The 19784-nt window shown below is 63.0% G+C and carries 20 protein-coding genes, 1 tRNA gene and 1 pseudogene; 12 read left to right on the top strand and 10 right to left on the bottom strand.

Annotation, left to right across the window (positions count from 1 at the left end):
• Nucleotides 1-3: 3 nt before the first annotated feature.
• Nucleotides 4-1080 carry a quinone-dependent dihydroorotate dehydrogenase gene (locus tag KBX19_RS04580; protein ID WP_005290123.1) on the top strand — a complete coding sequence of 359 codons (1077 nt, stop codon included), beginning with the start codon at nucleotides 4-6 and terminating at the stop codon, nucleotides 1078-1080.
• On the opposite strand, the gene KBX19_RS04575 is transcribed toward KBX19_RS04580, so the two are convergent.
• Entirely contained in the window at nucleotides 1077-1430 is a 354-nt protein-coding gene (locus tag KBX19_RS04575) for a hypothetical protein (RefSeq protein ID WP_005290122.1), read from the bottom strand. The genes KBX19_RS04580 and KBX19_RS04575 overlap by 4 nt on opposite strands.
• Nucleotides 1431-1822: 392 nt before the next feature.
• Nucleotides 1823-2352: pseudogene (locus KBX19_RS04570) on the bottom strand (YbhB/YbcL family Raf kinase inhibitor-like protein).
• A gap of 174 nt (nucleotides 2353-2526) precedes the next feature.
• Here KBX19_RS04570 and KBX19_RS04565 point away from each other — a divergent pair.
• From KBX19_RS04565 to KBX19_RS04555, 3 genes are all read left to right on the top strand, one after another.
• Nucleotides 2527-2615: transfer RNA gene (locus tag KBX19_RS04565), tRNA-Leu, on the top strand.
• A 49-nt stretch (nucleotides 2616-2664) separates the two neighbouring features.
• Nucleotides 2665-3318, top strand: a complete 654-nt coding sequence (locus KBX19_RS04560; protein ID WP_255997653.1) for a TVP38/TMEM64 family protein — start codon at nucleotides 2665-2667, stop codon at nucleotides 3316-3318.
• 23 nt (nucleotides 3319-3341) lie between these two features.
• Nucleotides 3342-3905 (top strand): hypothetical protein, encoded by a 564-nt coding sequence (locus KBX19_RS04555; protein WP_005290118.1) that lies wholly within the window; start codon nucleotides 3342-3344, stop codon nucleotides 3903-3905.
• Nucleotides 3906-3915: 10 nt separating this feature from the next.
• On the opposite strand, the gene KBX19_RS04550 is transcribed toward KBX19_RS04555, so the two are convergent.
• The 3 genes from KBX19_RS04550 to KBX19_RS04540 are packed head-to-tail and all read right to left on the bottom strand — an operon-like array spanning nucleotide 3916 to nucleotide 6513.
• Entirely contained in the window at nucleotides 3916-5226 is a 1311-nt protein-coding gene (locus tag KBX19_RS04550) for an SPFH domain-containing protein (RefSeq protein ID WP_005290116.1), read from the bottom strand.
• Between the two features lie 2 nt (nucleotides 5227-5228).
• Entirely contained in the window at nucleotides 5229-5654 is a 426-nt protein-coding gene (locus KBX19_RS04545) for an NfeD family protein (RefSeq protein WP_255994936.1), read from the bottom strand.
• A 10-nt stretch (nucleotides 5655-5664) separates the two neighbouring features.
• Nucleotides 5665-6513 (bottom strand): DUF3097 domain-containing protein, encoded by an 849-nt coding sequence (locus KBX19_RS04540; RefSeq protein WP_255994937.1) that lies wholly within the window; start codon nucleotides 6511-6513, stop codon nucleotides 5665-5667.
• A gap of 63 nt (nucleotides 6514-6576) precedes the next feature.
• Between KBX19_RS04540 and KBX19_RS04535 the strand changes: the two genes are divergently transcribed.
• A complete protein-coding gene (locus tag KBX19_RS04535; RefSeq protein ID WP_040423701.1) occupies nucleotides 6577-7326 on the top strand; it encodes a hypothetical protein in 750 nt (249 codons plus the stop codon).
• A 7-nt stretch (nucleotides 7327-7333) separates the two neighbouring features.
• On the opposite strand, the gene KBX19_RS04530 is transcribed toward KBX19_RS04535, so the two are convergent.
• The 3 genes from KBX19_RS04530 to KBX19_RS04520 all read right to left on the bottom strand — a co-directional run bounded on the left by KBX19_RS04530 (nucleotide 7334) and on the right by KBX19_RS04520 (nucleotide 11239).
• Nucleotides 7334-8383, bottom strand: coding sequence for a ferrochelatase (locus KBX19_RS04530; RefSeq protein WP_255997650.1), 1050 nt, complete (start codon nucleotides 8381-8383; stop codon nucleotides 7334-7336).
• Nucleotides 8384-8419: 36 nt separating this feature from the next.
• On the bottom strand, nucleotides 8420-10180 hold the full coding sequence (locus KBX19_RS11365; RefSeq protein ID WP_255997648.1) for a DIP1281 family NlpC/P60 protein: 1761 nt from the start codon (nucleotides 10178-10180) through the stop codon (nucleotides 8420-8422).
• Between the two features lie 567 nt (nucleotides 10181-10747).
• Nucleotides 10748-11239, bottom strand: coding sequence for a DUF6676 family protein (locus KBX19_RS04520; RefSeq protein WP_255994941.1), 492 nt, complete (start codon nucleotides 11237-11239; stop codon nucleotides 10748-10750).
• 206 nt (nucleotides 11240-11445) lie between these two features.
• Between KBX19_RS04520 and acnA the strand changes: the two genes are divergently transcribed.
• Nucleotides 11446-14226 carry an aconitate hydratase AcnA gene (gene acnA / locus KBX19_RS04515; protein WP_255994942.1) on the top strand — a complete coding sequence of 927 codons (2781 nt, stop codon included), beginning with the start codon at nucleotides 11446-11448 and terminating at the stop codon, nucleotides 14224-14226.
• A 123-nt stretch (nucleotides 14227-14349) separates the two neighbouring features.
• Nucleotides 14350-15087, top strand: a complete 738-nt coding sequence (locus KBX19_RS04510; protein WP_005290101.1) for a glutamine amidotransferase — start codon at nucleotides 14350-14352, stop codon at nucleotides 15085-15087.
• Nucleotides 15088-15092: 5 nt separating this feature from the next.
• On the opposite strand, the gene KBX19_RS04505 is transcribed toward KBX19_RS04510, so the two are convergent.
• A complete protein-coding gene (locus KBX19_RS04505) occupies nucleotides 15093-15770 on the bottom strand; it encodes an SDR family oxidoreductase (RefSeq protein WP_255994943.1) in 678 nt (225 codons plus the stop codon).
• A 65-nt stretch (nucleotides 15771-15835) separates the two neighbouring features.
• Here KBX19_RS04505 and KBX19_RS04500 point away from each other — a divergent pair, with 65 nt between their 5' ends.
• From KBX19_RS04500 to KBX19_RS04485, 4 genes are read left to right on the top strand one after another with little or no spacing between them, the layout of a single operon-like run.
• Nucleotides 15836-16105, top strand: a complete 270-nt coding sequence (locus tag KBX19_RS04500) for an ACT domain-containing protein (protein ID WP_040423699.1) — start codon at nucleotides 15836-15838, stop codon at nucleotides 16103-16105.
• 6 nt (nucleotides 16106-16111) lie between these two features.
• Nucleotides 16112-17482: a PFL family protein gene (locus KBX19_RS04495; RefSeq protein ID WP_255997647.1), complete on the top strand. Its 1371-nt coding sequence runs from the start codon at nucleotides 16112-16114 to the stop codon at nucleotides 17480-17482.
• Between the two features lie 40 nt (nucleotides 17483-17522).
• Nucleotides 17523-18176, top strand: a complete 654-nt coding sequence (locus KBX19_RS04490; protein ID WP_255997645.1) for a MerR family transcriptional regulator — start codon at nucleotides 17523-17525, stop codon at nucleotides 18174-18176.
• Nucleotides 18160-18753: a hypothetical protein gene (locus KBX19_RS04485; RefSeq protein WP_255997643.1), complete on the top strand. Its 594-nt coding sequence runs from the start codon at nucleotides 18160-18162 to the stop codon at nucleotides 18751-18753. The genes KBX19_RS04490 and KBX19_RS04485 overlap by 17 nt, the downstream gene beginning before the upstream one ends.
• Here the strand turns inward: KBX19_RS04485 and KBX19_RS04480 are convergent.
• Nucleotides 18750-18983: a PLDc N-terminal domain-containing protein gene (locus tag KBX19_RS04480; RefSeq protein ID WP_255997641.1), complete on the bottom strand. Its 234-nt coding sequence runs from the start codon at nucleotides 18981-18983 to the stop codon at nucleotides 18750-18752. The two genes, KBX19_RS04485 and KBX19_RS04480, sit on opposite strands and share 4 nt — an antisense overlap.
• A 65-nt stretch (nucleotides 18984-19048) precedes the next feature.
• Here KBX19_RS04480 and KBX19_RS04475 point away from each other — a divergent pair, with 65 nt between their 5' ends.
• The gene (locus KBX19_RS04475) at nucleotides 19049-19783 is read left to right on the top strand and encodes a glutamine amidotransferase (protein WP_255997639.1); all 735 of its coding nucleotides are present in this window, start codon (nucleotides 19049-19051) and stop codon (nucleotides 19781-19783) included.
• Nucleotide 19784: the final 1 nt, after the last annotated feature.

The following is a 19784-nucleotide window of genomic DNA, read 5'->3' as shown; positions in this document are numbered from 1 at the left end:
GCTGTGAGCGCCTACGACCGTCTTCTCAAGGTCATGTTCCTACTCCCCCCGGAGCGTATCCACGGCATCATCGGTGGCTCGCTCACGCTGTTGAATGCGGTCACCCCAGCCAACCGCGGCATGGAAAAACTCGTCCGCGTTCATGACCCCGTGCTCAAGCAGACGCTTTTCGACGTCTCCTTCCCCGCCCCACTCGGCCTCGCCGCGGGCTTTGATAAGAACGCCACGGCCATCGACTCGTGGGGGGCAATCGGCTTTGGATACGCCGAGCTCGGCACCGTTACCCCGCGCCCGCAGCCAGGCAACCCGGCCCCGCGCCTGTTCCGTTTGCCAGCCGATAAAGCGATCTTGAACCGCATGGGCTTCAATAATGAGGGCGCGCTCGATGTGGCCCGCAGGTTGGAGCGCAAGCACTCCAACGACGTTGTTGGAATCAATATCGGCAAAAACAAGACCTCCAAGAATGCTGTCGCCGACTACCGCACTGGTGCCTCCTTGCTCGGTCCGCTTGCCGACTACCTGGTGGTCAACGTCTCCTCCCCCAACACACCCGGCCTGCGTGACCTGCAAGCCATCGAGGAGCTGCGCCCCATCCTCACCGCAGTGCAGGAATCGACCGACACCCCGGTCCTGGTGAAGATCGCCCCGGATCTTTCCGACCAGGATGTCGATGCCGTCGCCGACCTCGCCCTTGATCTGGGTCTGGCAGGCATTGTGGCCACCAACACCACGATCAGCCGCGAGGGGTTGAAAACCGACGCGGACGAGGTCGCGGCGTTGGGGGCTGGCGGGGTGTCTGGCGCGCCCGTCGCAAAGCGCTCGCTCGAAGTGCTCAAGCGGCTGCACGCGCGTGTCGGCGGGAAGCTCGTGCTCGTGAGCGTGGGCGGCATCTCTACCCCTGAACAGGCGTGGGAGCGCATCGCGGCTGGTGCTCACCTGCTGCAGGGCTACACCCCGTTCATTTATGGCGGGCTGGGATGGATCCGCGGCATTCACAAAGGACTTGCCGCGCAGGTGAGAGCGCACGGGCTAAGCAACATCAGCGAAGCCGTCGGCAGCGGTCTCGAGTGGAAGGCCTAAGCGGCGGCTGAACGGCGCAGAGTGAGCGCACAGATTATCGCCATGCCGGCCCACAGGAGAAGCCAGTAGGTCTCGGTGGTGAAAACGGTGGTCGTCTTCGGCGTGACCACCGACGCAAGGATGAGCACTGAAGTCAGAGCCAGTGCGATAACGCGTGTGAGGGAGCCCCGTTCTTCGCGTGTGAATGCGCCGAAACTGCCGAAGAGCAAAGCAGCAACACACAGCATCAGGTCAGACGGCGTGAACGTGAAAACGCTGTCTCCGGAGATGAACGCCATAATGGCGAGGATGATCAGGACGACGGCCAGAGCCATGAAGGCACCGCCGACACGGAGCTGAACGGGGACCATGCCGGCGACCTTACCTCACGGGGGTATGCTGCCCAGCCGCGTGCGGTGTGTTGGCTAGATCTTGAACGAGTATGGGTTCACGCCCTCTGGAAGCGTTGCACAGGGACTCCACACATCAATGGTGAGCATCGACAAATCGTCCGGACGGTCAAGAGACGAAATGATGGCCGATCCGGCGCTCAGTGTCCTTGTGCAATTAGTGCTTGCAGCTCACGATGGATGGCCACCGACTTCTCCTTGGCCTCCTGAATAGTCGGAGTTTCAGCCGGCGAAAGAGCCGTAGACGACTCAGAAGGCGCAGACAGAGATGGCACCAGCACCTCGCTCATGCTGCACCCGGCAAGAAGCGCCGGAAGCAGACACAGCGCTGGAAGAACCTTCGCGCGCAATGCTTAGTTCTCGTACCAGCCCCACACGATGGCGCGGCCAAGCGCATGGAAGTTCAGGTTGAAGCCGAGTTGCGTTGGGTTGGCGATCTCGTCGACAGGCAGCTCAGTGTCCACAGCGTGGACAGCGTAGAGGTAGCGGTGCGGGCCGTGGCCCTCCGGCGGGTTGGCGCCGTAGTAGCCCTTGATGCCGGACGAGCCGGTCAGGTCGTCGCACCGACACCGAGGTCCTCCTTGGAGCCAGCGCCCGACGGCAGTTCTGTGACATCAGCCGGGATGTTGAATGCCGACCAGTGCCAGAAGCCCGATGCGGTTGGGGCATCCGGGTCAAAGCAGGTCACCGCGAACGTCTTCGTGCCTTCCGGGAAACCGGACCACGCCAGCTGCGGGCTGGTCGCGTCATCGCCGGCCAGCTTGTCGTCCAGGCGCTCACCATCGACTATGTCGGTCGACGTGAGCTCGAAGGCCGGCACGTCAGCCAGCGGTGCGTACGGATCGGGGCCGGGGAAACGGTCTTGGTCATAAGAAGCAGTCATAGCTCCTTTGTACCGGAAACTTCCTATCCTGCCCACGATCTCGGCCGAGACTATCTCGGCACCGCTCTATGCAAACGCACATCTACCATGCGATTTGCTCCCCGTGCGACGCACGCCTTATAGTCTTACGAGTGCCCGGCCACCCGGTTATCCTGGTGGCCGATAACACCCAAAGCCCGGGTGGCGGAATGGCAGACGCGCTAGCTTGAGGTGCTAGTGTCCTATTAACGGACGTGGGGGTTCAAGTCCCCCCTCGGGCACCATTGACCGGCTCCCCCGAGGAGCCGGTTTTCACGTTTCAGGAGGCTTTACATGCGCGACCCTCGCCGCATCGCAGCCCTCCTCGTGGCGGTTGTCGCCTTCGTTGCGCTGTGGATGCTTCTTGACGTCCCGGACCTGGCCACTCTTCGCGCCTGGGCCGATCAAACCGGCCCCTGGTTCCCCGTCGTTTTCTGGCTTTTGTACATCCTGATCACGCAATTTCCAATCCCCCGCACCGTGATGACGATTTCAGCTGGCATCCTCTTCGGAACCGTGCAAGGCACCCTTCTCGCGCTCACAGCGACCACAGTGGCCGGCACGATCTCGCTGCTCATTGTGCGCTTTCTGCTCCGCGACTGGATTGAACCCCGGCTGACGCACCCGTCGGTTCTGGCCATCAATCAACGGTTAGAGGAACGAGGATGGCTAGCTATCCTCAGCCTCCGGATGATCGCAGGAATCCCGTTCTCCATCCTCAACTACACCGCCGCACTCACCCGTGTGCGCGTGGTTCCGTTCACAGTGGCCACGCTCATCGGCTCCGCACCGGGCACGATCCTGGTCACCATCTTCGGCGACACACTTACCGGTGAGGCGAACCCTGTTTTCATCGCGATCATGGCGGTGCTTGCGGTTGCCGGCCTCGCCGGTTTGCTTATCGACGCCCGACTCCCCACCCGTCAATCCCCTACCCTAGACCACTAGCTTTAGCGGGTAGAATAGACCGCATGATTGCTGTCCACGCCCGCTACCGCGGCCGCGACACCCGCCGCGCCCAATTGGTCAAGCGCTCCGCCGAGGCACTGTCCACCCTCGATGGTGTCGGCAGCTTCGATGTCGTCGGTGTGGAGGACATCCGCGCACACGTGGATGGCGCCGAAGCCGCTTGCATGCTGATTATGGCACTTCTATCCGACGGCGACTGGGCGATCGGACTGGGGATCACCGCGGAATCATCCGCAGTAAGCCCCGCTGTCTACGCCGCAACGGACGCGGTGGGCAACCGTCCGGGAACTGTCAGCGTAGTAGTGGAAGCCGGATCCGCCGACGCAACCGGTGCTGACGACATCGCAGCCGCTTTTGCGCTCTTGAGCCACGTCCTTGCGAAGCGCACCCTTGAGGGCCGCGAAGCAACCTCCCTAGTGCGCTCAGGACTGAATCAGAACGAGGCAGCCGAGGAGCTCGGCATCTCTAAACAGGCGATGAGCCAGCGGCTTCAGGCCGCCGGCTGGCAGGCCGAGCAGGCTGGGTGGCAGCTCGCCGTGAACCTGATCAACCGGGCCGCCAGCTAGTTGCAGCTAACTACTGGTGGCCCGGAAAACCGGGTTGACCAGGCTGACCGGGCTGACCGGTCGGCGGCTGCTCGTAGGCTACCTGCGGGAACTCTTGCTGATGGGGCTCCCCTGGCATCGCCACCGGGCGGGAAGCACCGTCACCAGACGGGCCAACCGCGTCGCCGTTACGCTTCACTCGCGAGCTGATCGCCGGCTTTTCGCGCTCTTCCTGCTCGTCGAGCGGAGAGTCCACCGGCTTATTGGCCACAGCGCGGGCTTCTGCCACGGCACGGGCGATCTCCGGGTCCTGGGCGGTCTCGAACCATTGGTCGGTGTCTTCGCGGCCGGCGAGGTCCTTGGTCTCTTCGTCGACAAGCGCCGCCTCGTAGCGGAAGACTCCGTCGTCGTCCTTCTTCGCATAGGCCTTCGCAAACTGCTCCAGCGCGTCGCCGAACTGCGACGGAATCATCCACATCGACGAGCCCTTGCCCTCGGCAATCTGCGGCAGCTTGTCCAGGTACTGGAACGCGAGCAGCTCGGGAGTAACGCCAGAGGTCTTGATCGCGGCGTTGACCTTCTGAATTGCGCGGGCTTCACCCTGCGCATTGAGGTACTTCGCGGCGCGCTCACCCTCAGCACGCAGGATGGTGGCCTGGCGCTCGGCCTCGGCTGCGAGAATCGCGGCGTGCTTCTCACCCTCCGCGGCGAGGATGCGTGCCTGCTTCTCACCTTCTGCAGTCTTAATGTCGGACTCGCGGCGACCCTCGGAGGTGAGGATCATCGCGCGCTTTTCACGGTCCGCCTTCATCTGCATCTCCATGGACTGCTGGATGGACGGCGGCGGATCAATCGCCTTGAGCTCCACTCGGCTAATGCGCAGGCCCCACTTCGCAGTCGCTGCGTCGAGCTCACCACGCAGGCGGCGGTTAATCGTCTCGCGCGAGGTCAGGGTCTCTTCCAGCGTCATACCGCCGACAACGTCGCGCAGGGTTGCGGTGGAAATCTGCTCCACACCGACGATGTAGTTGTCCACGCCGTAGATCGCGCGGGCGGGGTCGTTGATCTGGAACGTCACTACCGTGTCAATCGCCACGGTCAGGTTGTCCTGGGTGATCACGGCCTGCGGAGGGAAGGACACAACGCGCTCACGAGTATCGACGCGCTCACGCACCCGGTCCACAAACGGGACCAAGAGCGTGATTCCGCCCGACACGGTGCGGGTGTAGGTTCCCAACCTTTCGATGACGGCAGCTTCGCCCTGCGGGATCAACGCGATAGAGCGGAAGATGACGAAGATGATGAAAAGGAAAAGGACGATGAGAAAGATCGTCAACGGCATGGCTATTCCTTCCAGACGACGGCCGTTGGCCCGTCGATATCAGCAACAATGACGTGTTCACCCGCCGCGATGACATGGGCGGGGTCAATGGCCCGGGCAGACCAGATGGAACCGTCGAGACGCACTTGGCCGCTCGACGGAGTGATGTCTTCCAGCACGTGCGCTCTCGATCCAACGAGCGCTTTCGGGGATGTGTCGAGCGCGCGCGGCTTCGAATACCGACGGTGCAGCCAGGGCTTGAGGAACAGAATCAACGCGGCCGACGACAGCCCGAAGATGACAATCTCAGCCCACACCGGCAATCCAAACAGCGACGCCCCCGCGGTAACCGCGGCACCTCCGGCGAGCATGAGGAAAGTGAACTCACCGGCCGCAAGTTCAAGACCGGCGAGAACAAGTGTGCCGATAAGCCAAATAACTGTTCCCACGCTCAAAAGACTACAGGTCTTCTTTGCTCAGCTCCGGGTTAGTTACAAAGTCGACGAGTCTCTCCACCGCACCGATCAAGGTGTGGTCAATGTCGCGGAAGGTCTCCACCGCGTTGTACACGCGATTCCACCCTTCGCGCGGGTCGGACCATCCCAACCGCCGGCAAATGCCGGTCTTCCAGTCTTCGCTTTTAGGCACGTCCGGCCATGCGCGCATGCCGAGCTTCTCCGGTTTCACCGCAGCCCAGATATCCACGTAGGGATGACCGGTGACCAGCACGTGCGGCCCGACATTCGCGACGAGCCGGGACTCCTTCGACCCCTCGATGAGGTGATCCGCCAACACACCGATGCGCCGGCCGGGGCCGGGCTGGAATTCCTCGAGCCGCTGCGGGAGATTATCCAGTCCCTCCAGGAACTCGACCACGACACCTTCAACCCGCAGGTCGTGCCCCCACACCTTTTCCACAATCGCGGCATCGTGCACGCCCTCGACCCAAATGCGCGACGGCATAGCCACCTTCGCTTGCACGTTGTCCACGCGGCGCGAGCCAGAATTCGACTTGCGCGGCTCCTGCTTGACGACGGGCCTGCCCAACGTCACCCTCTCCCCCTCCACCAGAAACGCTCCGGGCAGCATTTTGAACAACCGCTGGGTGCCCCGGCGGTCTTCGAGGCGGACGAAATCCCCGTCGTAGGTCCGCTCGAGTCCAACGACGGCCCCGACGAACTCGTCCGGGTCGCCGAAGACCTCCGCGATAACGTCCGGAGTTGCCTCCACGGTGCGGAACGTTCGCGGTTTTTTACGGTCGTGGCCAGCGAAAATATCGCCGCCATAAGGATCATGGGATGGGCTCATAGTGGCCAAGAGTGTAGCCGATCCATTCTGTCTGATCGGGGCCCCACGCTATACTTCTCCGGCGTGAATGCCCGCACCGAAGTCTATTCTCCACTCCAGAACGCAGCTGTCTGGTTGGCTGCGTGGCTCTATGGGCACGAGTCCACTGACGCGCTCGTGTCGGCGCTGACGGACCTCGGCGGGGACCACCACTATGCCGGCCAACCGCTGGCCCACCTGCTGCGGGAGGTCCGTTCCGAAGCCGACCTGGATACAGAAGGGCCAGCAGTCCGCCTCATCCTATCCGGACCTGGCCAACCGCCGGAGTTGCCCGCCGGTTCGCCAGCGGCAGCGGCCCTTGGTGAAGCCGGTGCGGTGGTCATCCGCGGCCACGCAGGGGCGAACCACATCCTGATTCCCGAATATGGCGATAACGGCACGCAGTGGCGCTGGTTCGAGGAGCACGAGCGCCTGCCTGAACCGGCCTGGCTCTCCCCCGGCGAGGCGGATGCGCTTCTCTCCCGCGCCACGAACGAAGCTGCGGTCCTCATCGAGGCGGCCGGGGGTATCCGGTCAGATCTGCCCAACCCGCGTTTGACGGTGGGGACACTGGCAGACTTCTACGACACCCCGGGGTTGCCCATGCGAACCCCGCCGCGTGCGGCCAAACTGTTCGCCCGGGCGGATGCGGTTGCGGCGGTGGTGGAGACGGTCGTCGATACGCTAGGCGACCATTCATTTGACCCGCACCTGTTCGCCCTGTGGCGCCACATCCGCACGGCGCGCATGGCCGGTGTCGCCGACGCTGTGCTCGACTACCAGCGCGGCGACTAAAGCAGGCTTAGCTCTGCGGCTGGTGACGCTGCGGGGTGCAGCAGCCTTCCTTACACGGCGCGCCATTGAGCGTGCAGCCCTGAACCGTGATCGTGGACAGCGTCTTCGGTTCGGTCCCGGCGGCGGTGTTTTCCACGAGATTGAGGACGAGGTTGGCGAATTCCGGCTCGAGTCCGACCGTCGGCGTACGAGTCAAGGTGATGCCGCGCTCATCGCAAGCTTCTTTGAGCTCAGTGTCGAGGTCCCAGATGACCTCCATGTGGTCGGTGATGAAGCCCACCGGCACGCAAATGATGTGCTTGATCGAGCTGTCTTCATCATGCAGCTCTTCGGTGCGGTCGACCACGTCCGGCTCCAGCCACGGCGTAGCCGGGTTACCGGAGCGGGACTGCCACACGACCTCGTAAGACGGCAGGCCGGCAGCCTCAGCGATCAGCCGGGACGCCTCCTCGACCTGGCGCGAGTACAGGTTGGCGTCGGTCGGGCCACCGGAAGCGTCATCAGCCGCGTTGGGAACAGAGTGCGCAGTGAACAGCACGCGCGTGGTGGCCTGGTCTGCGGCCTCCCACGCCTGGCGGACATGGTCGGCCATGAGCGAGACGAAGGTCGGGTGACCGTAGAACTGCCACAACTTCGTGAACTCAATGTCGCCGTGGGACTCGCGCAGCTTCACGATGTCTTCGTCATACTGGCGGCACGCCGAGTACCCACCCCAGGCCGAGGTGGCGAAGACAGCGACATTACGGTGGCCGTCCGCCTTGATCTCATCGGCCGCTTCCAATGCGAACGGGCGCCAGTTGCGGTTGCCGAAGTAGACAGGAAGGGTTTCGCCTCGCCGCTCAATCTCCGCCTCAATATTGGAGATGATCGTGCGGTTCTGCTCGTTGATCGGGCTCACACCACCGAAGTTGAAGTAGTGCTCACCGACCTCAGCGAGGCGCTCGCGGGGAATGCCGCGGCCTTTGGTGACATTCTCGAGAAAAGGAATAACCTCGTCCTCCCCTTCGGGGCCACCGAAGGAAAGGACGAGGAGGGCATCAAAATCACTCAGGGACATAGACCCCAGTCTAGATCACGTGGGGGTGGGCCCGGGCTAGATCAGACGGACCGCGTAAGGAGCCATACCGCTGTGGCGAACCGGGGACTTCTGCACGTTCGAGCCGTTCTGCGGTGCCTCGAGCATCATGCCGTCACCGAGGTAGATGGCCACGTGCTGGTTGCCGCCGTCGCCCCAGAACAGCAGGTCACCGCGCTCAGCTTCGGCGGCAGGGATCTTCTCGCCGCGCTGGTACTGGTAGCCGGTGTAGTGCGGCAGATCGACCCCAGCACCCGAGTAGGCGTAGAGCACCAGACCGGAGCAGTCATAACCCGCCTGCCCCGTGTGCGCGCTCACACCGTCGGGGATACCGGTGGTCGGGCCGTTGGCGTCGCCGCCGCCCCACACATACGGAGTGCCAATCTGCGATTCACCGCGCGCAATCACAGCCTCGATCTGGTCCTCACGGGCCGTCGCAGCCGCCGGCTGCTCTGCGCCACGGATCTCCTCAGTCGCCTGCGCAGCGTCCATGACCTCAGGCAGCACCTCGGCGACCGAGGTTCCGTTCTCTTCATCTGCTGCAGCGACAGCGTTGTCCGCCTCTTCGCTTGACGACGTCGACGCGATCTCGCGGTCACCCTCCGAGTAAGGATCGTCGAACACACCGTGGTCAGGCTGTGCTTCCCCAACAGCCTGAGCGAAAGCGTCGACAGCCGCTGCTACCGAATCCGGGTTGGACAAGTCACCCAGGACCGGGCGACTCGGGCCGGCAGGCGCTTCCTCCACAGTCACGGAAGCCTCAGCAGGCACTTCAATTTCAGCAGTCTCGGATACGTTAGCGTCACTCTCCCCAGTTTCGGAGCTCTCCTCCACCGGGGTTTCCTCCACCGGGGTTTCCTCCACCGGGGTTTCCGCAGCAGCCGGCTCCGGCGTTTCTGTATTCTCCGCATCCGGGGTCACTGAAGTTTCGCCGTCAGCGGTCTCGGACGCCTCTGCCGACTCGAGAGTCTCCGCGGCTTGTTCCGTTTCCTCAACGGGTGTAGCAGAGCCGGACGGAATTTCACTCTCGTTCGCTCCCTGAGGGGCCGCGGTCTCAGACGCAGCTTCCGGACGCAGCTCGCCCAACGCTTCCCGCGCAGTCGAGAGATTCTCGTGCGCGTCATCGCGAAGCCCAAGCTGCTCGTTCAGAGAAGACAGCGAGTTCTGCAAAGTTTGTCGAGCCTCGGACTCCGCAGTGGTTGCTGCGCGCTCACGCTCTTCGGCAAGCTTGCTGGCTTGACGCAGCGTCGATTCCTCGTTCGCCGCTTGGGTACGCGTCCGCTGCAGCTCCTCGAGCGTCGCTCGCTTGCCCTCAGATTCCTTCCGCAGATACGTCTGACGGTCAAGGGAGTCCTTACGTGCATCACCGTTGGCCTGAACACGTGCGCCGCCGCCATTACTAGACCGGTAGGCGGAACGGGAGATTTCGTCCAGCTCCGACTGTGCGCGCTCAACATCGACCTGGGTCTCGTTGAGACGGTCGCGTGCCGCAGAAGCACCGCGGCGGGCCTGCTCAGCAAGCGATTGAGCATCGTGGAGATCAACCAGCGCTTGGTTGACTGACTCAGCGAGACCGCCGATCTCCAGATTGAGTCGATCGATCTCGGCCTCGCCTTGAGAGATCTCAGAGATAATCGAGGGCACGGGCGTGTCCTGAGCGACAGCGGTCGTCGACGAGCTGGCGATGGACAGGGTAACTGCGCATGCTGCGGCCGGGACGACGCTCCGGAAACGGAAACGAGTCCACGACGCCTGCGCGGAACGAACGGTGAATCCCACGGAGGTATTCCTCTCACCGCACAACCCACCGTGCAGCGGGCGGTCGCGCCGAACTTAGTCGGATAGCCACGCGCGGCACACTGGGCCAGACAGTCAAGTCTGACGTGCGGACGATTGAATGGTCACGGATGCGAACCCGCGGGAATGAGCGCGGCCCATCGGCGCTGCATGGCGTAACAAGAGAGAGCTCACGGGAGCGCCGGGACTTCTTCCTGGCGCTTCCGTCAACTCCAATCCTTGGCGTGCTTCCCCACATGCCCGAATCGAGTTTCCGTTTCCGGATCTGTTACGTATGCGTTTGATGTAACTGCGATCAGCCCACGAGCTGACATGGAAACCATAGGTCACTTAATTAGTCTGTTGCACAACCTTTACCAATTTTCACACTGATCAAGGCGAATCTCATGACTGTTACTTCTGCACACCCTGCGGTTTTAGCCGCGGAAACTATTTATGTGACGTCGGTCACGTTCGCGCCACAACCGTTAACACACGCCTCAAAAGAAAGAATTAGACACGCCGGGACGCTTTGCTAGACAAGCCAGATAACTTGACTAACGGTGCCCACTATCGTCGCTGTCGCACCACCGAGAAGAACGTCATGAGCACAACTACCGCCACGATGGCCGCCAGAACGAGAAAGACAACAACCCACGGAGGCGCGAACCCGTCGGCTTCAGCGGCGAATGCCTCCAGACCAACGGCGTAGTCGGGCTCGCCCACCATGGCCAATTGCCCGCTTTCAATCTCGGCGCGTGAAAGAGAATTACTCACTGCAGCCGCCGAATTGGGCGTGCGCACCACGACCGTGTCCAATCCAGTGACATTCTGGAGATCCTGCGCGATGTCCCGCAGGTCCCCCGGTCGCTCTGGTGTCGTCTCCAGCACCACGACGCCGATGTCGCCCACATCCGCCGCACCCGCCGCATCGATATTGCCCATTGCTCGGGTGAGATCCGCGGCCAGGGACTCGTTCACCGGATTGTCCGTGCCGAAAGCGACCCGTCCGTCACGCAGTTGGGCGGACAGCGCATCGAGGTCAGCTTCGGGGTGCGGCATGGTTGTCAAGGGTAGCGGTGGGAAACGTCGATAAGCGTGACGACGCGCAAATACCCAAACGGGGTAACTAAAAGGCTTACAGAACTTTCAAGTGTGCCTAGAATTACCCCTTATATCTGGTGTGTGCCTTACCATTGTCGGGTAGGGACCCGAATGGGTCACAACACCCAGAATTTCACAGTTCGACAACGAGAAACGGAGCTCACGTGTCTGAAAGCAAGAACTCTTTCAACGCCAAGAAGACTCTCGAGGTAGGCGGCAAGTCCTATGACTACTACGCCCTCGACGCAGTCGAAGGCATGGAGAAACTCCCCTACTCCCTGAAGGTGCTGGGTGAGAACCTGCTGCGCACCGAAGACGGCAAGAACGTCACCGAGGAGCACATCAACGCCATCGCCAACTGGGACCCGTCGGCAGAGCCGTCCATCGAGATCCAGTTCACCCCGGCCCGCGTCCTCATGCAGGACTTCACCGGTGTCCCTTGTGTCGTCGACCTCGCCACCATGCGTGAGGCCGTTTCTTCTCTCGGCGGCAACCCGGACCAGGTCAACCCGCTCAACCCGGCGGAAATGGTCATCGACCACTCCGTGATCATCGAGGCCTTCGGTTCCGAGAACGCCATCGACAAGAACGTCGAGATCGAGTACGAGCGCAACGAAGAGCGCTACCAGTTCCTGCGCTGGGGTGCAGAGAACTTCTCCAACTTCCGCGTCGTTCCCCCGGGGACCGGTATTGTCCACCAGGTCAACATCGAGTACCTCTCCCGCGTCGTCTTCGACAACGACGGCGTTGCCTACCCGGACACCTGCATCGGTACCGACTCCCACACCACCATGGAAAACGGACTGGGCATCCTCGGCTGGGGCGTTGGCGGCATCGAGGCTGAGGCAGCCATGCTGGGCCAGCCGGTGTCCATGCTCATCCCGCGCGTTGTCGGCTTCAAGCTCACCGGTGAGATCCCGGTTGGCGTGACCGCAACCGATGTCGTTCTGACCGTTACCGAGATGCTCCGCGAGCACGGCGTGGTCCAGAAGTTCGTTGAGTTCTACGGCAACGGTGTCAAGGAGATCCCGCTGGCTAACCGCGCGACCATCGGTAACATGTCGCCGGAGTTCGGCTCCACCTGTGCGATCTTCCCGATCGACGAGGAGACCATCAACTACCTCGAGCTCACCGGCCGCGACAAGGAGACCATCGACCGCGTCGAGGCGTACGCCAAGGCACAGGGCATGTGGCTCGAGCAGGACGCTCCGGAAGCAGAGTACTCCGAGTACCTCGAGCTGGACCTGTCCACCGTCAAGCCGTCCATCGCTGGCCCGAAGCGCCCGCAGGACCGCATCCTCCTGGAAGAGTCCAAGACCACCTTCCGCACCCAGCTGCCGGACTACAACACGGCAGGCGAGGGCCAGGCAGAGCCGGTGCGTGCAGAGAAGGTCGACACTGTCGAGTACAACCAGTCCTGGCCGGCCAACGGCGAGTCCGCCGCTGAGGGTGCAGAGGGCCGCGCTTCCAAGCCGGTCATCGTCGAGTCCCCGCAGGGCGGCGAGTACACCCTCGACCACGGCATGGTCGCTATTGCTGCGATCACCTCCTGCACCAACACCTCCAACCCGTCCGTCATGGTCGGTGCTGCCATGCTCGCCCGCAAGGCCGCCGAGAAGGGCCTGAAGGCTAAGCCGTGGGTCAAGACCATCATGGCTCCGGGCTCCCAGGTGGTCAACGGCTACTACGAGCGCGCCGACCTGTGGAAGGACCTCGAGGCTGTCGGCTTCTACCTCTCCGGCTTCGGCTGCGCTTCCTGCATCGGTAACTCCGGCCCGCTGCCGAACGAGATCTCCGAGGCCATCAACGAGTACGACCTGACCGCCACTGCCGTGCTGTCCGGTAACCGTAACTTCGAAGGCCGCATCTCCCCGGACGTGAAGATGAACTACCTCGCGTCCCCTCTGCTCGTCATCGCCTACGCGATCGCCGGCACCATGGACTTCGACTTCGAGTCCCAGCCGCTCGGCCAGGACGCTGACGGCAACGACATCTTCCTCAAGGACGTCTGGCCGTCCCCGGAGGAGATCGAGGGCGTCATCGCCGAGACCATCTCCCGCGAAATGTACGAGGCTGACTACGCCGACGTCTTCAAGGGCGACGAGCAGTGGCAGAACCTCGACGTTCCGGAGGGCAAGACCTTCGCTTGGGACGAGGACTCCACCTACATCCGCAAGGCACCGTACTTCGACGGCATGCCGGAGGAGCCCAACGATGTTGGCGACATCACCGGCGCACGAGTCCTGGCCAAGCTGGGCGACTCCGTGACCACCGACCACATCTCCCCCGCCTCGTCGATCAAGCCGGGCACCCCGGCTGCGAACTACCTGGACGACAACGGTGTGGAGCGCCACGACTACAACTCCTTCGGTTCCCGCCGTGGTAACCACGAGGTCATGGTTCGCGGCACCTTCGCCAACATCCGCCTGCGCAACCAGCTCGTTGAGGACGCCGGCGGCTACACCCTGGACTTCACCCAGGAAGGCAACCCGCAGGCGTTCATCTACGACGCTGCTCAGAACTACGCCGAGCAGGACATCCCGCTGGTTGTTCTGGCCGGTAAGGAGTACGGCACCGGTTCCTCCCGTGACTGGGCTGCCAAGGGCACCAACCTGCTGGGCGTGAAGGCTGTCATCACCGAGTCCTTCGAGCGCATCCACCGCTCCAACCTGATCGGTATGGGCGTGCTGCCGCTGCAGTTCCCGGAGGGCGAGTCCCACGAGTCCCTCGGCCTGGACGGCACGGAGACCTTCGACATCACCGGTATCACCGCCTTCAACGAGGGCGACACCATCCCGGAGACTGTCCACGTCACCGCCACCAAGGACGGCGGCGAGACCGTCGAGTTCGACGCGAAGGTCCGCGTTGACACCCCGGGTGAGGCTGAGTACTACCGCCACGGCGGCATTCTGCAGTACGTGCTGCGCCAGATGGTCAAGAGCTAACCGTCTGTAGCTGATTGGGGCCGGGGTTTCCCCGGCCCCTTTCGCATTTCTGCTTATCGGCGCCTTGGGATTCCTTCCCCCGGATGTGCGAGCCTTCACGCATGCGGTTTAGACTTACCCGCTATGCTTCTCTTCCTTTCCCTGCGCAACGGCCCTGTCGGCCCGGCGGTGTCCCACGCGGAATACCACGACACGCTCCGTGCCACTGGACTCACCACCGACGACGTAGAGCTGCGTACAATTAGCGACGAGCACGCCGAGCTAGGCAGCTTGAACGGCATTCAGGGGATTTTTGTGGGTGGCAGTTCGCTCAACATCACGAACGGCACCTACGACGCCTGGCAGCAACACGTGCACACCCTGCTCGGAGAGGTCGTCGAAGGCGACATCCCTGTCTTCTTCGTCTGCTACGGCCTGAGCTGGCTCACCCACCACCTCGGCGGGAACGTGACCCACTCGCACCCAGAGGCCTCGGGCCCGACGATCGTGAACCTGCTTTCCTCCGCCGACGAGGACCCTCTGCTGCGCGACCTACCGAAGTTGTTCACTGCTCTGACTGGCCACACCGAGAACGCCGAGCCGCACAGCACGCACCCAGAACTCACTCTGCTTGCCGACGGCCCCTCGTGCCCCGTTCAAATCGTCCGCTACCGCGACCGCGTGTGGGCCACCCAGTTCCACGCTGAAATGGACGCTGCGGCGATGAAGACCCGCATGGACTTCTACTACGACTACGGCTACTTCCCGCAAGAGGCCTACGACGACATCATCGCGGGACTACCCAGCGTGGATACGGAAACGGCGAACGAGATCGTGAAGCGCTTCGCGCAGTTCTGCCTCGCCGGGCAGGCAGCGAGTTAGACGGATTAGACGGAACTGACCGGCTCGGTGCCGTCTTCGAATTCGAAGGGGTTCGGCGACATCTCACCACGGTCGACGGCCTCCACGATGACCTGGGCGACGAGCTCACGCGACGTCTTGGAATCCGCGTTGCGCGCATCGGTCAACACCGTCACGCCCTTCGACGGCTCATCCGTGAGAAGAGTCGGCCCCAGGATCGTGTACGTGAGATCGGACGCGAGCAGTCGCTGATCCACGGCCTTCTTCGATTCCACGTACGCGTACCACGAGCCGCCGTCGTCCTCAGTGGTGGCCTCGGCGGCACCGGCGTAGGACACCATGATGAAGTGCGGTGTGTATTCGCCCAGTTCCTCCAGGGCGTCAATTGCTTTCATCGCTGCATCGCGGTCCACCGCGTACGTGCGCTCAGCGCTACCGCCGCCGGCACCCGCGGACCACACAACGGTGTCGAATGGAGTGATCAGGCGCGCCCATCCTTCCTCGTCCAGCGTGGTGAGGTCTTGAATGATGACGGTGGCGCCAGCGTCGATAAGTGACGGTGCGTGCTCTGGATTGCGCACGAGTGCTGCGACCTTGTGCCCCGACTCGGTCAGCAGCGGAACGGTGTGCTTGGACACGTTGCCGCCCGCGCCGAGAACGAGGACGAACTTGCTTGCTTTGTCTGCGCTTTCTTCAGTGCTCATGCACCCCACCGTAACCGTGAATGCTGGCTCCTGCCGATTTACCCGCGAGTCGTAGGATGGGGCGCATGTACGCAATCATCACCACCACTGGACCAGACCGCGTCGGCATCATTGCCGGCGTTGCGCAGGTAGCCGCGGAGCACGACCTCAACATCGTCGACGTCTCCCAGACCATCATGGACGACTTTTTCACTATGATCATGCGCGCGGAACTACCCGGCGAGGGGTTCGACCTCGCCGGACTCCAAGACACGATGGGTGAACTGGGCAAGAGTCTCGGCGTGGACATCCGCGTCCAGTCCGAGGCACTGTTCACCGTCATGAACGAGGTCTAAGCGGGCATGGCGAACCAGCTCAATTTCAAAGCCTCGAGCATCGTCGACGTGATCTCGATGATCGAGGACTACCGCCTCGACATCCGCACCGTGACCATGGGCATCTCGCTTATCGGATGCACCTGCGGCACGATGGAAGCAACTGCAGACGCAGTCTATGACCGCGTCACTCAACGCGCCTCCCGCCTCGTCGAGGTCTGCGAGGGCATCGAGCGCGAGTTGGGCATCCCGATCGTGAACAAGCGCGTGTCCGTCTCCCCCATTGCGCTCGTTGCCGCGGGTGTCGACGGCAACCCCGCTGACATTGCCCGTGCTCTCGACCGCGCCGCGAACGAACTCGGGGTGAACTTCATCGGCGGGTACTCCGCTCTCGTGGAGAAAGGCGCGACCAAGGCCGACGAGCGCCTCATCCGCTCCATCCCGGAGGCATTGTCGGAGACCAGCTTCGTGTGCGGATCGGTCAACGTCGCATCCTCCCGCGCCGGCATCAACATGGATGCCGTGAAGACCATGGGTGAGGTGGTCAAGGACGCCGCCGCCCGCACTGCGGAGGAATCCTCCATCGCCTGCGCGAAGCTCGTCGTCTTCGCCAACGCTGTCGGCGACAACCCGTTCATGGCCGGCGCCTTCCACGGCATCGAGGAGCCCGACACGGTCGTCTCCATCGGGGTGTCCGGCCCGGGTGTTGTCGACTACGCCATTACCCCGCTCGCGGGCGCCAGCCTGAACGAGGTCGCCGAGGAGATCAAGAAGGCTGCCTTCAAGATCACCCGCGCGGGCCAGCTCGTGGGCTCGCTCGCCGCAGAACGGCTCGGTGTGCCGTTCGGCATCGTTGACCTGTCGCTCGCCCCCACCGCGGAGGTTGGCGATTCCGTCGCGCACATCCTCGAGCACATGGGCCTGTCGCAAGTGGGCACGCACGGTACGACCGCCGCTCTGGCGCTACTCAACGATGCGGTGAAGAAGGGCGGCATGATGGCGTGCTCGCGCGTCGGTGGGCTTTCCGGTTCCTTCATCCCCGTTTCCGAAGATCAAGGGATGATCGACGCTGTGCGCTCGGGCTCAATCACGATGGACAAGCTGGAGGCAATGACGTCGATCTGCTCCGTCGGTTTCGACATGATCGCGATCCCGGGCGACACGTCTGCCGCAAGCATTGCCGGCATGATCGCTGACGAGGCCGCCATCGGCGTGATGAACCACAAGACGACCGCGGCCCGCCTGATCCCCGTCCCCGGCACTCAGCCTGGCGACGAGGTCAACTTCGGCGGGCTGTTGGGCTACGCCCCCGTCATCCCCGTCAACCAGGTGAGTTGCTCAGCATTTGTGGAACGGGGCGGTTTCATTCCTGCGCCGGTGCACGCATTCCGGAACTAACGCTTGACCCTCACGCGGCGTCATAGTTCAGACTGGTGCCATGAGGATCTCTGATGTCGCCCGCGCCGCCGGCTGCTCTGTGCGGGCGGTGCGCCACCTGCACGAAACTGGAGCGGTGCCCGAGCCACCGCGCACCGCAGGCAACTACCGCGACTACTCACTGCGCGATCTCGCGGCGGTCATCCGCGCCCGCGCGCTTATCGACGCTGGCGTCCCTACCTCCCACATCAACCACCCCGACGCCGTCGACCGTTCCTTGGAGCTCATCGACGCCCGTATTGAAGGGCTGACCCTGCAGCGCCAGCGCCTAGCCGCGCTGCAGGAGGCCCCGCTCGGGCTGCCGGACGACCTGAGGCACGGGATCGTCTCCTTGCTCGGCGACACCGATTATGCGCGCGGAGAGATCGAGACTTTCGACCTCATGGCGATGACAGGTGTGGCGACCCCTGACACGTGGGAGCAGCTGCGCGCCAATCTCGCCGACGACCAGTGCAGAAGCGCGACGCTGAAGTTTGCGGCGGCGTGGGGCGACGGCGACGTCGATAAGCTCAAAGCTCTTCTGCCGCGCACCGTCATGCGCGGGATCGCCGAAACCCTCATCCCCGGGGACTTGCCTATCGATCTGCGCGACACCGGCCTCGACGCACGGCAACGCGCTACCTTGAAGGAGCTGGCCGATGACTACGGCGCATAAGCTCCGGACACTCGCCGCAAAGCACCCCGCGGTGCGGGCGGGCCGCTACGAGCTAGGGCTTTACTGCGACCTGATCCGGTGGGCGCGCGGTCGCACGGACGTGTCCGAGGGGGCGAGGGCCCTGCCGCATCCGCCCGGCCGACTGCAAATGCTGGGCTTCCTCACTGCTGTGCTGCTTATCGAGCTCGTTGCCGTGCACCTACTTCTTCCCAGCGGCACTGTGCGGCTTATAGCTTTGCTGCTGTCGTTGTGGGGCATTGTGTTCGTGTGGGGTCTCGTCGCAAGCGAACGCGTGCGCCCCTCTTACATCGACGACCAACAGCTTGTACTGCGGCGAGGGCGGAAGGTGTTCGCTACGGTCCCCCTAGCGCTTGTAAGCAAGTGGAACGCGAGCCGAAGCTACGAAACAGACGTCACCGCCCACGATGGGCAGCTCACCATCGGCGGGTCAGCCGGCACGGACACCCAGATCATTCTGCTTGAAACGGTGCCCGCCGCCGAGGACACCTACCCATGGCAGAAAAAACGGACGCAGCCAGTGCGCCGCGTCCGTTTCTATGCAGGTGGTGAGTTCTAGTACTTCTTGCCCACGATGAAGTAGCTCAGCCAACCAATGGTGTTGACAGCGCCAATGACAGACGTCCACAGCCACTTCGGGCCGCGGAGCTTCTTCGAGTCAGTGCGGGCGAGGTCCCACAGAGCGATGCCCTTCGCGGCGGTGTCGATCGCGCCGATCACGCCGGCGGCTGTCTTCTCCTCTTTGCTCAGGGCGTTCCACGCTTCACGGAGTGATTGAATCGGGTTCATGGCAGCGATCTTACACGCGCAGGCCGATTTCCCGCCGAAACTTGCCGGGGGCTAGATTTATCACGGTGAGCACTTTCCGCCCGTTCCTGTTGTTGAGCACCCGCCCCGAAGATGAGGCCGCGGCCGAGGAGCTGGAAAGCTTCTCCAACGCAATGCAAGTAGATAAAAGCGCGATCGAACAACGGCGCCTCGAGCGCTCCGAACTAGGCCGCGTCGACCTCGAGGAGTATTCGGGCGTGCTGCTGGGCGGCAGCCCGTTCAATAACCTGGAACTACGTAAGTCCCCCTTGCAGCTGCGTGTCGAGCGCGAGATCGGCACTCTCATCGCCGAATGCATCGAACGGGACTTCCCTGTTCTGGGAGCGTGCTACGGTATCGGGGCGATCGGGACGGTCATCGGAGCGACGCTGTCGGACGAGCACGCCGAGGAGGCGGGCCCTGTGACGGTGCGCCGCGTCGAATCCGACGACGTCGTTTTGGGGGCCACCCCCGCGACATTCGACACGCTTGTCGGGCACAAAGAGGCGCTCGCCGCACTCCCCGAGGATCCACGCGTGACCGTCCTCGTCACTGGTGAAGCATGCCCAACCCAAATGTTCCGGGTCGGCCAGAATGTCTACGCCACGCAATTCCACCCAGAGCTCACGGCCGAGGCGCTGGAATTCCGCCTGCGCCTGTACGCGCACCTGGGCTACACATCGCTTGAGACATTCGAGACCCAGATCGCCCGCTCCTACGACTACGACTACTCCGCCAACAACCAGATTCTGGCCAATTTCGCTCGGCGTTACTGGCGTTAGC

It is taken from the genome of Corynebacterium sp. CCUG 71335 (genome assembly GCF_024454075.1).
Taxonomy (GTDB): Bacteria; Actinomycetota; Actinomycetes; order Mycobacteriales; family Mycobacteriaceae; genus Corynebacterium; species Corynebacterium genitalium.
The sequence above is the reverse complement of the archived record's forward strand: the minus strand, read 5'-3'. Positions and strand labels throughout refer to the sequence as shown.